The organism is Arthrobacter sp. Soil_C_60 (assembly GCF_057656375.1).
Map to the genome: position 1 here is coordinate 489,429 of NZ_JBDGKM010000002.1, position 12,346 is coordinate 501,774.

General features: G+C 66.9%; 12 protein-coding genes. 5 read left to right on the forward strand and 7 right to left on the reverse strand.

What is annotated here, in order from left to right; translation table 11 throughout:
* Positions 1–33: 33 nt before the first annotated feature.
* Positions 34–777, forward strand: a complete 744-nt coding sequence (trhA, locus tag AC3A4M_RS06010; RefSeq protein WP_498734611.1) for a PAQR family membrane homeostasis protein TrhA — start codon at positions 34–36, stop codon at positions 775–777.
* Here trhA and AC3A4M_RS06015 read toward each other — a convergent pair.
* The 3 genes from AC3A4M_RS06015 to mca all read right to left on the reverse strand — a co-directional run bounded on the left by AC3A4M_RS06015 (position 774) and on the right by mca (position 4,320).
* Complete coding sequence (locus tag AC3A4M_RS06015) at positions 774–2,915, reverse strand: thioredoxin domain-containing protein (RefSeq protein WP_498734612.1); 2,142 nt, start codon at positions 2,913–2,915, stop codon at positions 774–776. The genes trhA and AC3A4M_RS06015 overlap by 4 nt on opposite strands.
* A gap of 6 nt (positions 2,916–2,921) precedes the next feature.
* Positions 2,922–3,311 carry a hypothetical protein gene (locus tag AC3A4M_RS06020; RefSeq protein ID WP_498734613.1) on the reverse strand — a complete coding sequence of 130 codons (390 nt, stop codon included), beginning with the start codon at positions 3,309–3,311 and terminating at the stop codon, positions 2,922–2,924.
* Positions 3,312–3,393: 82 nt separating this feature from the next.
* Positions 3,394–4,320 carry a mycothiol conjugate amidase Mca gene (gene mca / locus AC3A4M_RS06025; RefSeq protein WP_498734797.1) on the reverse strand — a complete coding sequence of 309 codons (927 nt, stop codon included), beginning with the start codon at positions 4,318–4,320 and terminating at the stop codon, positions 3,394–3,396.
* A gap of 91 nt (positions 4,321–4,411) precedes the next feature.
* Between mca and AC3A4M_RS06030 the strand changes: the two genes are divergently transcribed.
* Both AC3A4M_RS06030 and greA read left to right on the forward strand, forming a co-directional pair.
* Positions 4,412–4,864 (forward strand): DUF4307 domain-containing protein, encoded by a 453-nt coding sequence (locus AC3A4M_RS06030; protein WP_498734614.1) that lies wholly within the window; start codon positions 4,412–4,414, stop codon positions 4,862–4,864.
* A gap of 284 nt (positions 4,865–5,148) precedes the next feature.
* Positions 5,149–5,640: a transcription elongation factor GreA gene (greA, locus tag AC3A4M_RS06035; RefSeq protein ID WP_498734616.1), complete on the forward strand. Its 492-nt coding sequence runs from the start codon at positions 5,149–5,151 to the stop codon at positions 5,638–5,640.
* Positions 5,641–5,753: 113 nt separating this feature from the next.
* Here the strand turns inward: greA and AC3A4M_RS06040 are convergent, their stop codons facing one another.
* From AC3A4M_RS06040 to AC3A4M_RS06055, 4 genes are read right to left on the reverse strand one after another with little or no spacing between them, the layout of a single operon-like run.
* A complete protein-coding gene (locus AC3A4M_RS06040; protein WP_498734617.1) occupies positions 5,754–6,365 on the reverse strand; it encodes a rhomboid family intramembrane serine protease in 612 nt (203 codons plus the stop codon).
* A gap of 2 nt (positions 6,366–6,367) precedes the next feature.
* Positions 6,368–7,606 carry a threonine ammonia-lyase gene (gene ilvA, locus AC3A4M_RS06045; protein WP_498734619.1) on the reverse strand — a complete coding sequence of 413 codons (1,239 nt, stop codon included), beginning with the start codon at positions 7,604–7,606 and terminating at the stop codon, positions 6,368–6,370.
* Complete coding sequence (locus AC3A4M_RS06050; protein WP_498734620.1) at positions 7,603–9,009, reverse strand: AI-2E family transporter; 1,407 nt, start codon at positions 9,007–9,009, stop codon at positions 7,603–7,605. The genes ilvA and AC3A4M_RS06050 overlap by 4 nt, the downstream gene beginning before the upstream one ends.
* A 13-nt stretch (positions 9,010–9,022) precedes the next feature.
* Positions 9,023–9,964, reverse strand: a complete 942-nt coding sequence (locus AC3A4M_RS06055; RefSeq protein WP_498734622.1) for an aldose 1-epimerase family protein — start codon at positions 9,962–9,964, stop codon at positions 9,023–9,025.
* 39 nt (positions 9,965–10,003) lie between these two features.
* Here AC3A4M_RS06055 and galT point away from each other — a divergent pair, with 39 nt between their 5' ends.
* Entirely contained in the window at positions 10,004–11,113 is a 1,110-nt protein-coding gene (galT, locus tag AC3A4M_RS06060) for a galactose-1-phosphate uridylyltransferase (RefSeq protein ID WP_498734624.1), read from the forward strand.
* Positions 11,110–12,288 (forward strand): galactokinase, encoded by a 1,179-nt coding sequence (gene galK, locus AC3A4M_RS06065; protein WP_498734625.1) that lies wholly within the window; start codon positions 11,110–11,112, stop codon positions 12,286–12,288. Before galT ends, galK begins: the two co-directional genes overlap by 4 nt.
* Positions 12,289–12,346: the final 58 nt, after the last annotated feature.

The following is a 12,346-nucleotide window of genomic DNA, read 5'->3' on the forward strand; positions in this document are numbered from 1 at the left end:
AGGTGACGCATCCCACTGGAATAGAATGCGCATATGACTCCTCGCGGTACCTTGCCTCCCGGCTCCTATGACCGGGACCCGGAACAAAACGACGGCCCCCTCGAGTCTGCCGTTGAAGAAGTGGCGGATGCGCTGAACATCAAGCCCAAGCTGCGCGGCTGGTTGCATGCCGGCGCCACGCCGCTTGCGCTGATCGCGGGCATCATCCTGGTCAGCATGGCGCCCACACCGGCCGGGAAGCTGACCTCCGCCATCTACGCGGTGACGGGCCTACTGCTGTTCGGGGTCAGCGCCGTGTATCACCGAGGCAACTGGAAGCCGAAAACCAAGCTCATCCTCAAGCGGCTGGACCATACCAACATCATGCTGGTCATCGCCGGCTCCTACACCCCGCTGGCCTGGGCACTGCTGGAGCGGCCCCAGGCCACGCTGCTGCTGTGGCTGATCTGGTGCGCAGCCCTCGCCGGCGTCGCCTTCCGGGTGCTGTGGCCCCACGCGCCCCGCTGGCTCTACGTGCCCGTCTACATCGCCCTTGGTCTGGCCGCGCTTTTCTATCTCCCGGACTTCTACTCCGCGGACCCCGCCGCCACCATCCTCATCTGTGTGGGCGGTGCCTTCTACATTGCCGGCGCGGTGTTCTACGGCTTGAAGAAACCGAACCTCTCGGTGGCGTGGTTCGGTTTCCATGAGCTGTTCCACGCGTTCACCGTGGTCGGCTTCGGCTGCCACTTCGCCGCCATCATGATGGCCGTCCTGGGCGCCGGCGCCCCCTCCTAGCCGGCAAGTTCCTCGACGAGCTCCTCCACGCTGCCGACCGGCCGGCGGCACACCATGCCCCGGCACACGTATGCCAAGGCGCCCTCGGCCGGCGCCGGACGATCCGCCAGCAGCGGCACAACGGTCTCTGCCGTCTCGCCGTTTCCAGCAGTCCCGCCGGTCCCGGCGGCTCCCCCGCTCCGGCCGGTCCCGCCAGTTCCCCGTGCGACCACCATGCCGGGCTGCCCGGTCTTCCGCGCGGCCCGGACCAGCTCCGCGGCTGCATCCAGTTCCCCCACGACCGCCAGTTCCACCGGTCCGGCGACCATGGCCTGGGCCACGGCCATGCCCCAGCCCGCCGCCCGCGGCACTTTGGGAGCGGCTCGTTCCAGGTACCGCAGCAGGTTCTCCGCGAGCCCGCGGTGCTCGGTCGACCCGCTGTACGCGGCATGGGTCAGCAGCACCCCGGCGAAAAGATTGGCCCCGCTCGGGGTAGCGCTTTCCAGCGGATCCGCCGCACCGCGTTCCCCGGCGGCCGCCGAGAGCTGCGCGGGACGGACCGCGGAGTCGCTGAGCACGCCGTCGCGCAGGAAAAGCTCCCGTGTCCGCAACACCAAATCCTCGGCAGCCCGGTACCAGCGTTCCGCTCCCGATACGGCGTACAGCGCGAAGAAGCCCTCGGCGCAGCCGGCATAGTCTTCCAGCAGCCCTTCGATGCCCTGCGCCGCGCCGTCGTGCGACACGCGGGCCAGCCGTCCGCCGTCGTCAAGGTGCACCCGGAGCAGATAGTCCGCCGCGGCCTCGGCTGCCGCCAGCAGGTCCGGCCGGTCCAGCAGCTCGGCCGATTCGGCCAGGGCTGCGATCGCCAGTCCGTTCCAGCCAGCGACGATCTTGTCGTCCCGTGCCGGCTGCGGACGGCGGTTGCGTACCTCCAGCAGGGAGGGCTTGAGCGCGTTCAACCGCTGCCGCTCCCCCGGATCCAGCCGGCGCCCGGGGTGCAGCGGCGAGCCCGTTTCGCTGACCGTTCCCCGCGCCCCGACATTCATGGTTTCCGCCGCCCAGGCCCCGTCCGCGCCGAGAACCTCGTCGAGCTCGGCAATTGACCAGAGATAGGTAGCGCCCTCGTGGTGCACCCCGTCCACCACCGTATCCGCGTCCAACGATGATGCGAAGCCGCCGCCGGGCATGCCGAGCCGCGCCAGCATCCAGTCCGCCGTTTCCGACGCCACCGCGGCGCCAAGCTCCCGGTCCGGCCCCGGCTCGGACTGCATCGCCCACTGCGCATAGGCCCGCAGCAGCTGGACATTGTCGTACAGCATTTTCTCGAAGTGCGGCACGGACCACTGCCGGTCCACCACGTAGCGGGCGAAGCCGCCGTCCAGCTGGTCGTAGAGCGCCGAACCGGCCATGGTTGCCAGCGTCCGCCCGGCGAGCCCGCCCGCCAATCCCACCGTGGAACTGCCGCCGGCCGCGTGCCGGAGCAGGAACTGCACAACCGACGACGGCGGGAATTTAGGCGCATCGCCAAAGCCGCCGAACTGCCGGTCTTCCTGCTGCGCCAGCAGCCGGACCCCCTGCTCAAGGTAGGCCGGCAGTTGTCCGGTCCACCCGCCGTCGGGCACCTGGACCAGGTCTCCCAGCAGCTGCCGGTTGCCGTCTTCGGCCCGTCCCAGCGCCTCCGCCAGCGCGACGGCGCTTTCCTCGACGCCGCTGCGCCGCTGGGTCCACGCCTCCGAGACCGCGGCGAGGACCTGCCTGAAGGAGGGCATGCCGGACACCGGCCGCGGCGGATAGTAGGTGCCCGCGTAGAACGCGCGGCCATCCGGCAGCGCGAAAACGCTCATCGGCCAGCCACCCTGGCCGGTGATCGCCTGCGTCGCCGCCATGTAGACGGAGTCCACGTCGGGCCGCTCTTCCCGGTCCACCTTGATGCTGACGAAGTGTTCGTTCAGCTCATCCGCGGTGGCCTGGTCCTCGAAGGATTCGTGCGCCATGACGTGGCACCAGTGGCAGGCTGCGTAGCCGATGGAAATGAAAACAGGCACGTCGCGCAGACGTGCCTGTTCAAAAGCCTGGTCGCCGAACGGCCACCAGTCCACCGGGTTGCCGGCATGCTGGCGCAGGTAGGCCGAGGCCTCGCTGCGCAGTCTGCCGGCCATGATCAGCTACCCCACGCGATCCGGGCCGGACTTGTTCCCGCGGGATTCATCCGCACGCTTGCCGCCGGTGATCCTTTCATCGAGCCCGTCCTGCAGCCGGAACTCGCGCCCCGTATCCGCAGCCGAGCCGCGCGGCCGGCCTTCGCCGTCGTCGTTCTGGCTTGAAGCCTCGCGCTCTGCCGCCTCGAGCACGGCGGCTTCCTCAACCTGCTGGCGGTAGCGCACGCGCCGGATCCGCCGGGCCATATCCCAAATCAGCAGGATGATGGCGGCGGCCAGGAAGAAGGTGGCGAAGAAGCCCCACGCACCGGGCGTGACCTGATCGGGGTCAAGGCCCGGACGCAGCGAGGGCTCGTCATTCGGGGCTGCGGCGGCAAATACGTGCAACAGGTGCAAAGGTCAGTCTCTTTCTGGCAGAACCCGGGACATGTGGCCCGGAATAGGCACAAGGTGCCCGGAAAATCAGGTGGCGCTGTCTCTATCGTATGCCAGCGAAGAAGTCCGTTTCCGGTACCGAGGTTTCCACCCGGGCGTCAACCAGTGTGTAGTCCTCCCACGGCCACACCTTGCGCTGCATATCCGGCGACACCGCGAAGAAGAATCCGTTGGGCTCGATCTGCGTGCGGTGGGCCAGCAGGGCGCGGTCGCGGTGCTCGAAGAAGTCCCCGCAGTCGATCTGCGTGGTGGTCCGGTGGACCGGCATCGGCGGCTGGTGCCCCTCGGCATCTGCCTCCTGCCAGGCGGCGATGCGTGCGGCATACGGCGACTGCAGGCCGGCCTCTTCGAGGGCGAAGTGCAGGGCGCGGAACCGCTCGGGGTTGAAGGCGCGGTCGAAGTAGAGCTTCAGTGGCGTCCAGGGTTCGCCGGCCTCGGGGTAGCTTTCGGCGTCGCCGGCGGCGTTGTAGGCCTCCACCGCGACCTTGTGTGCCATGATGTGGTCCGGGTGCGGATAGCCGCCATTCTCGTCATAGCTGATGATCACGTGGGGCTGGAACTCGCGGACCAGGCGGACCAGCGGCGCCGCGGCGCGCTCGAGCGGCAGCGTGGCAAAGCTGCCGAAGGGCAGCGGCGGCAGCGGGTCGCCCTGCGGCAGGCCCGAGTCGACGAAGCCAAGCCAGCGGTGCGCGACGCCGAGTTCCTTGGCGGCGTCGGCCATTTCCAGCCGGCGCAGGCCGGGCAGGTCACGCAGGGCGTGCGGAACCGAGGCGACCTCGGCGTTCAGGATGTCGCCGCGCTCACCGCCGGTGCAGGTGGCGACCATGACATCGACGCCGGCCGCCGCGTAGCTGGCCATCGTCGCCGCGCCCTTGCTCGACTCATCGTCGGGGTGCGCATGGACCGCGAGCAGGCGAAGCCGGCCCCCGGAACTGCTTCCCTTGGGGGCCACGCCGGGCTGTGCGGGGATGCTCACGAAAAACTCCTGGTGATCTACGAACGGACAATGACTGGATTCTGAAGGGACCGCCGTCGATCCCGGGACACGATAAAGTGGTGGTGTGAGCACCACCGGACCCACTCCCACGGACACCTCGTCCGGCTTAAGCGTAGCCAATCGCTACGGCGCCCCAAAGCGCGGGCTCAGCGGGAACGCCAAAAAGTGGATGGCCATCGCCGCGCTGGCTGTCGCCGTCGTCATCGCTGGCTGGATGTCCTTCTCCATCCAGGGCTCCGACGATGTCTCAAGCACCGACGTCGGGTTCAATCTTAGCGACGACGGAACAGTGGTGGTGGACTTTCAGGTCATGAAGGATCCGGACGCCACGGCGGAGTGCGCGGTCCAGGCCTTGAGCGAAAACTACGCGGTCGTCGGCTGGAAGGTCGTCACCGTCGGTCCCAACGCGGAGGACGAAGGAGCAGCCAACGGCCGCACCACCGCCCATCGCGTTGAGCTGCGAACGGAATCCCCTGCGACTACCGGCGGCGTCAACAGCTGCTGGATTGTGGACTGACCCGCGCCGCTGGCTCTCCGCTGCCCCTCCCCGCACAGGGGGCAAAGCCCGAAGCAAATGTTGCAGCTCGGTCTCGATTATTGGGATTTGCTTCTGTGATTGACTAGACTTATTCAAATACATTCCACCCCGCCCATCAGGTGACCAAGGAAATTCGCTAGACGAGTCACCAGTATGGCGGGGTCTTTGCATGGAAGCGGCTGCCAACCCGGCGGCCGTTTCCTGCAATAAGTAACCGTGCCGGAGTCTCAGCTTTGAAACCGGCAGTAACTAAGGAGAAGTACGTGTCTACATCCAGCGCATCCGTCGCCTGGCTCACCCAGGAGTCCTACGACCGCCTGAAGGCTGAACTGGATCATCTCTCCGGCCCCGGCCGTACGGAGATTGTTGCCCGTATTGAGCAGGCCCGTTCCGAGGGAGACCTCAAGGAAAACGGCGGTTACCATGCAGCCAAAGAGGAACAGGGCAAAGCAGAGGCACGCATCCGGCAGCTGACCGAGCTGCTTCGCAACGCGCATGTGGGGGAAGCACCTGCCGATGACGGCGTTGTCGAACCGGGCATGGTTGTTGAAGCCAAAGTCGCCGGCGACAAGGAAACCTTCCTGCTCGGCAGCCGCGAAGTTGCCGGCGACGCCGCTATCGATGTCTACAGCGAGCGGTCCGCCCTCGGCGCCGCAATCCAGGGTCTCAAAGCAGGCGACAAGACCACTTACACAGCACCGAACGGCAAAGAAATCTCGGTGGAAATCATCTCCGCCAAGCCGTACAAGGGCTAAAGCAGCTTCCGGCCAGTCCGGATTCGAATGGCGGGTTCCCCACCGGGGAGCCCGCCATTTCTGTCAGCAGCCCTTTGCCCTCGGCGTCCAAACAACGACGGCGGCACTTGGCTTCAGCTGCCCACGCGCCGGTTCCGGCGCCTGGCTTCCTTGCGCAGCAGGACCGCTGCCAACACTCCCCCGACCGCGCCGAAAAGGTGGGCCTGCCACGAAATGCCGGACCCCGGCGTCGGCAATACGCCCCACAGGACCGAGCCGTAGAACATGAAGATCACCACGGCCAGCAGAATCTGTTTCCAGCTGCGGTTGTAGAACCCGCGCACCAGCAGGTAGGTCAGGAAGCCGAAGACCAGTCCCGAGGAACCGACCGTCAGGCCTGCGCCGGTGAGCCAGACGCCGACGCCGGATACCAGCCAGCTGGAGGCGAGGACTGCGACAAATCGGCGCACGCCCTCCAGGAATACCAGGAACCCCAGCACCACCAGGGGCAGATTGTTGCTGAGCAGGTGGCTGAAGTCCGCGTGCAGCAGCGGCGAAAAGATGATGCCGTCCAGCCCGTAGAGCGTCCGCGGGATGTTTCCCAGCAGGAAATTCAGCTCTCGGCCGGTCGACACATTGACTATTTGGATACCCCACAGCACGGCCGTGAGGACACCGAGCACCACCAGTCCCCACCGCGCCCGTGACGCTTGGGTCCGAGGCGCCTGCCCGCCGTGGTCAGCCATGGCTAATGCACGACGACGGGCTGGAAGCCCTCCGCGCGCAGGTTCCCCAGCACCTGCTTACAGTGCTCGTGGCCCTTAGTCTCGATGTCGATGGTGATGGCCACGTCGCCCATGCTGATGGAGCCGCCGATGCGGGTGTGGTCCACGCGCGTGACGTTCGCGTCCGACTCGGCGATGATGCGTGAGATCTGGGCCAGCGAGCCGGGCCGGTCGTCCAGCATGATGCGCACGGACATGAAGCGCCCCGAGGCGTACAGGCCGCGCTGGATCACCTTGAGCATCAGCATTGGATCGATGTTGCCGCCGGAGAGGATGACCGCCGTGGTGCCGGGATTTTCGATGACCCCTTCCATCAGCGCGGCCACGCCCACGGCACCGGCGGGCTCCACCACCAGCTTGGACCGCTCGATCAGGAAGATCAGCGCCCTTGCGAGGGCATCCTCGCTGACCGTGACGACGTCGTCGACCAGCTCCCGGATGATGGAAAACGGCACCTGTCCGGGCCGGCCCACGGCAATGCCGTCCGCCATGGTGGACACTTTCTGCAGCGGCACCAGTGCGTCAGCGGCCAGCGACGGCGGGTAAGCAGCGGCGTTTTCGGCCTGCACGCCGATGACCCTGATCTCGCGGCCGAGCTCCTTGGCGCGGGCCTTGATCGCCGTCGCCACGCCGGCCAGCAGTCCGCCGCCGCCGACACCCATAACCACGGTGTCCACGTTGGGGATCTGCTCCAGCACCTCCAGGCCGACGGTCCCCTGCCCGGCGATGATGTCCGTGTTGTCGAAGGGGTGGACGAAGACCGAGCCGGTTTCATCAGCGTAGCGTTGGGCCTCGGCCAGGGCTTCGTCCACGTTGTGGCCGTGCAGGACGACCTCCGCGCCGTGGCCGCGGGTGGCTGCCAGCTTCGGCAGGGCGACGCCCATGGGCATGAAGATCCGCGCCTTGATGCCCAGCCTGGCCGCAGCGACGGCCACGCCCTGGGCGTGGTTTCCCGCTGACGCCGCAACCACGCCGCGCGCCCGCTCCTCTTCGTTCAGCCGGGCCATGCGCACGTAGGCACCGCGGACCTTGAAGGAACCGGCGCGCTGCAGATTCTCGCACTTGAAGTAGACATCGGATCCGGTCATCCGGCCCAGTGCACGGGACTGTTCGACCGGAGTCAGCTCGATCACGCCGTCGAGCAATTCGGCGGCATCCATGATGTCGTCAACGGTAACGGGCAGTGCTTTCAGATCTATCATTTGCGCAGTTCGTTCCTATCCTCGGGGGCATTACCGCCCGGTTCCCCAGCTTTAGTCTTTTCGGGCTTCGTATTCTCGACGGCGGTGCCCTCCGCAGTCCCGTCCCTGGCATCCGGCTTCACCACGGCTTCCTGCGTTGCTGCGTCCCCGGGGCCCGACTTTGCGGCATCAACCGGCCTATCCTCGCTGCCCGGCGCAGACCCTCCGGCCCCGCGCGCACTCTCTGTGCCGGGCGGCCCGGCCAAGGCTTCAGCAGGCCGCTGTTGCCCGACGAGGGCGCTGTCATGCTCCCAGCCCCGGGCCGCTATGTACTTCACTACCGTGTTGACGATGGCCAGCAGCGGAACCGCAAAGAGCGCACCGGGAATGCCGGCCACCATAGTGCCGCCAGCCACGGCGATCACCACGGCCAGCGGATGCAGGGACACTGCCTTGCCCATGATCAGTGGCTGGAGGACGTGGCTTTCCAGCTGCTGGACGCCCAGCACAATGGCCAGCATGATCAAGGCGTTGACCCAGCCGTTGGCTACCAGGGCCAGCAGCACCGCCACGAAGCCCGTGACCAGCGCACCGACGATCGGGATGAACGAACCGATGAACACCAGCACGCTCAGCGGCAACGCCAGCGGAACGCCGATAATGGCCGCGCCCGCACCAATGCCGACTGCATCCACGAACGCCACGAATACCTGGACACGGATGTACTGGACCAGCGAGTTCCAGCCCTTGCGGCCGGCACCGTTGCTTGCCGCGCGTGCCCGCCTCGGCAGCAGTCCGACGACGAACATCCAGATCCGCTCGCCGTCGAGCAGGAAGAAGATCAGTGCGAAAATTGCCAGCAGCAGTCCGGTCACGAAGTGGCCGGCAGTGTAACCGACGGAGAGGGCGCTGGAGAGGATGGCGCTGCTGTTGTTCTGCAGCTGGTCCAGCAGCTCGTTGATGTAGTCGTTCAGCTGGGCCGATGTCAGGGCCAAGGGACCGTCGGTCAGCCAGCCCTGGATCTGCCGCACGCCCTCAAGGGCCTGGTCCCACAGTTCGCGGAAACCGAAGAACAGCTGGCGCCCCACCAGGGACAACGCGCCGCCCATCAGGCCCAGGAAGCCCAGGATCGTGATGGCGACGGCCAGGCCGCCGGGCACTTTGGCCTTGTGGAGGAACCGGACCACGGGCTGGAGCAGGCCCGCCAGCAGGGCGGCGACCATCAGCGGGATGATGATCAGCGAAATGTAGCTCAGCAGCCAGATCAGCACCCCGACCACCACAATGATCAATCCGAGCCGCCAGGCCCAGGCAGCACTGATCCTCAGGGCGTACGGCACGTCCTCGCGGACATGGTGCGCACCACCGGTTCCGGCGCGCGGACCGGCGGCCGGTGGACGGTTGTCGGGGAAGGGCCGGGTCATAGTGTCAATAGTTTCATATTCGCGCCCGGACATTCGTCGAACTGACCTCGGCACTGATGCCCCAGCTGCCGCCGAATTGAGCGCCGGGCTCCAGCCAGACGAGGCCATCGCCGGAGTTGAGCGCATTCGCCGGTGCCGTCATCGGTTCAATAGCCACCGCTTGCGCCCGCCCCGGGTACTTGTCTGTCACGAACACATGCGTGTAGGGGAATGTTTCGTCCTGCCATAACGTCACGGATTTGCCGTCCGGGGCGCTCAAGGTGCTCTCTACCCGGCCGCTGGCAGCCGGGACCAGATCGGTGTAGGCACAGTCCATGTCCAGCGAACTCACCTCTCGTCCGGCACGCAGGTCCATCCCATCTGCGGCGGCTGCTTTGTCCCGGGGAATCAGTGTCTCGTCCGTGATCAGGTACGTCCCGCCGGGGACCGTCAGCGTCAGGCCGGAGGTATCTTCCTGACCCAGCCGCAGGTAGGGATGCGCGCCGAGGGCCACGGGCGCTGCCTCCGCCGAATGGTTGACCAGTGTCTGCATGACCTTCAGGTCGCCGTCGTTATCCAGCTCGTAGCGCACGCGGTGGGTGAGGTGGAACGGATAGCCGTGCTGCGGGAAGATCCGGGCCTCCAGCGAAACGGCGGATTCGGTGTGTTCCACCTTGCGGTAGCCGGTGTTCCGCAGCAACCCGTGGGTGGCATGGCCGCGCTTGAGCTCCGTGATGTCCAGCCGTTGTTCCTTGCCGTTGAGCGTCCAGACCGCTTTGTCCACCCTGTTGGGCCACGGCGCCAGCAGAATCCCTACTGCTCCCGGAGGAATCTGGTCGTCGCCGAAGGTCTCGGTCAGTTGCACGGAGTTCTTCTCGAACAACCGCAGGCAGGCTGCGAGTTCGGTAATAACGGCGCGTGAGTCTCCGCGGACAATCTCGAACTGTTCTCCGGTGGCGAAGGTAGGGTGGCTCATAGCTAAAACGTACCGGAGAATGCATCCTCAGGAGCCGCCATGACGACGATGACTTCCACGCGGCTCGCGGACGGGCGGGAACTGATCTATTTTGACAGCACCCCTGACGCAGCCAAGCGGCGCCGCGACACCTCCTCGGCGGACGCCCGGCAGCTGGATCCGCGCGGCGGCGAGACCGGCGAGGTGCGCTTCGATGTGCTGACCGGCGAATGGGTGGCCGTGGCGGCGCACCGGCAGAACCGCACCCACCTGCCGCCGGCGGACGAATGTCCGCTGTGCCCCTCCGACGGCGCACGGCAGACGGAGATTCCTTCCGGCTACGAGGTCGCGGTTTTCGAGAACCGTTTCCCGTCCTTCGGTCCGCAGCTCGGCGCCTTGCCTGCCCCCGACGACGCTCCCGCTACCAGCGCCCCGGCGTACGGACGCTGCGAAGTCATCTCGTTTACCGAAGACCACGTCGGTGCCTTCGGCACGCTCCCGTTCGAGCGGGTGCGCACGGTGGTGGACGCCTGGGCCCAGCGCACCGAGGCCCTGTCTGCGATGGCCGGCGTGCAGCAGGTTTTCTGCTTCGAAAACCGCGGAGCCGAGATCGGCGTGACATTGCACCACCCGCACGGTCAGATCTATGCCTATCCGTTCATCACGCCGCGCAGCGCCGGCATGGCGAAGCTGGCCCGGCGGCATTATCTGCGCTCCGGCGGTCTGGAAACCTTGACAAGTTCGGTGCTGGCGGCCGAACGGACCGACGGCGCGCGCATGATCGTCGAGGGCAGCCACTTCAGCGCCTACGTTCCCTTCGCCGCCCGCTGGCCGCTGGAAATACACCTGGTTCCGCACCGCCAGATCCCCGACCTCGCCGCTCTAACCGGAGTGGAACGCGACGAACTCGCGGAGCTTTACCCGCAACTGCTGCGCCGGCTGGACAATCTCTACAACTCCCCCACTCCCTACATTGCCGCGTGGCACCAGGCACCCGTCGCCGAAGACTTCCGACCCTCCGGCCATCTCCATCTGCAGCTGACCTCCCCGCGCCGGGCCGAGGACAAACTCAAGTACCTGGCCGGCTCGGAAGCCGCCATGGGCGCCTTCATCAACGACACCGCGCCCGAGGACACCGCCGCGCGGCTCCGGGCGGCGGACACGGTATGACCCGCCGGACCACCGCCGCCGCCGATGCCTTCGCCCAACGCTTCGGCCACGCTCCCGACGGCATCTGGGCCGCGCCGGGCCGCGTCAATCTCATCGGCGAGCACACCGACTACAACCTCGGCTTTGCCCTTCCGCTGGCCATCGACCGCTCCACCCTGGCCGCCGTTTCCCTGCGGAACAATTCAACCGTTCGCGCCACCGCCCTAAATACCGCGTACGACGACGTGACGTTGGCTGCCGCTGATATCTCACCCGGCGCCGTGACGGGCTGGGCTGCCTATCCGCTCGGCGTCGTGTGGGCGTTCGCCCAGCGCGGTGTGGAAATTCCCGGATTGGAGCTGCAACTGGGGTCCGACGTCCCCATCGGGGCCGGGCTCTCTTCCTCGGCTGCACTGGAATGCTCCGTGGCCGTTGCCCTCAACGACCTGCTGGGGGCCGGCTTCGAACCACCGGAACTGGTCCAGATCTGCCGGCAGGCCGAGAACGAGATGGCGGGCGCGCCGACCGGCATTCTCGACCAGACCGCTTCCCTCTTGGGCCGCGGCGACCATGCCCTGCTCCTTGATTGCCGCAGCCTGGCAACGCAGCCGGTCCCCCTGCCGCTGCGCGAGGCGGGGTTGCAGCTGCTGGTGGTCGATACGAAGGTCTCGCACTCGCACGCCAGCGGCGGGTATTCCGCACGGCGCGCCGACTGCGCGCGGGCCGCCGAAGGCCTGGGCGTGGACTCCCTGCGGGATGTGGAGGAAGGAATGCTTTCGGCGGCACGAGGCCGATTGGACGAAACAACGTTCCGCCGCGTGCGGCACGTCGTCACGGAGAACCAACGCGTGCAGCAGACAGCCCACCTGCTGACGTCGCAAGGCGAAGCATCCAGCCCGGTATCCGGACCCGCAGCCATCGGCGACCTCTTAACGGCCAGCCATCTATCACTGCGGGACGACTACGAAGTGTCCTGTGCCGAGCTGGATCTGGCCGTGGACACCGCGCTGCAGCACGGCGCCTTGGGTGCCCGGATGACGGGAGGCGGATTTGGCGGCTCGGCCATCGCCCTTGTCCCGGAAGAAGCGGCAGAAAAGGTGAGCACCGCCGTCGTCAATTCTTTCCGGATGGCCGGATTCAAGCAGCCCGTCATCTTTCCGGTTGCCCCGGCCGACGGCGCCCGGCGGTTGGCCTGACCGCCGCCTGCCAATTCGCCCGTTAAGCACAACAGGCCCCGGCATTGCTGCCGGGACC

Coding starts and splice junctions, on each gene's coding strand:
- trhA (WP_498734611.1), top strand. CDS start 34: ATGACTCCTCGCGGTACCTTGCCTCCCGGCTCCTATGACCGGGACCCG.
- AC3A4M_RS06015 (WP_498734612.1), bottom strand. CDS start 2,915: ATGGCCGGCAGACTGCGCAGCGAGGCCTCGGCCTACCTGCGCCAGCAT.
- AC3A4M_RS06040 (WP_498734617.1), bottom strand. CDS start 6,365: ATGGCTGACCACGGCGGGCAGGCGCCTCGGACCCAAGCGTCACGGGCG.
- ilvA (WP_498734619.1), bottom strand. CDS start 7,606: ATGATAGATCTGAAAGCACTGCCCGTTACCGTTGACGACATCATGGAT.
- AC3A4M_RS06050 (WP_498734620.1), bottom strand. CDS start 9,009: ATGACCCGGCCCTTCCCCGACAACCGTCCACCGGCCGCCGGTCCGCGC.
- AC3A4M_RS06055 (WP_498734622.1), bottom strand. CDS start 9,964: ATGAGCCACCCTACCTTCGCCACCGGAGAACAGTTCGAGATTGTCCGC.
- galT (WP_498734624.1), top strand. CDS start 10,004: ATGACGACGATGACTTCCACGCGGCTCGCGGACGGGCGGGAACTGATC.
- galK (WP_498734625.1), top strand. CDS start 11,110: ATGACCCGCCGGACCACCGCCGCCGCCGATGCCTTCGCCCAACGCTTC.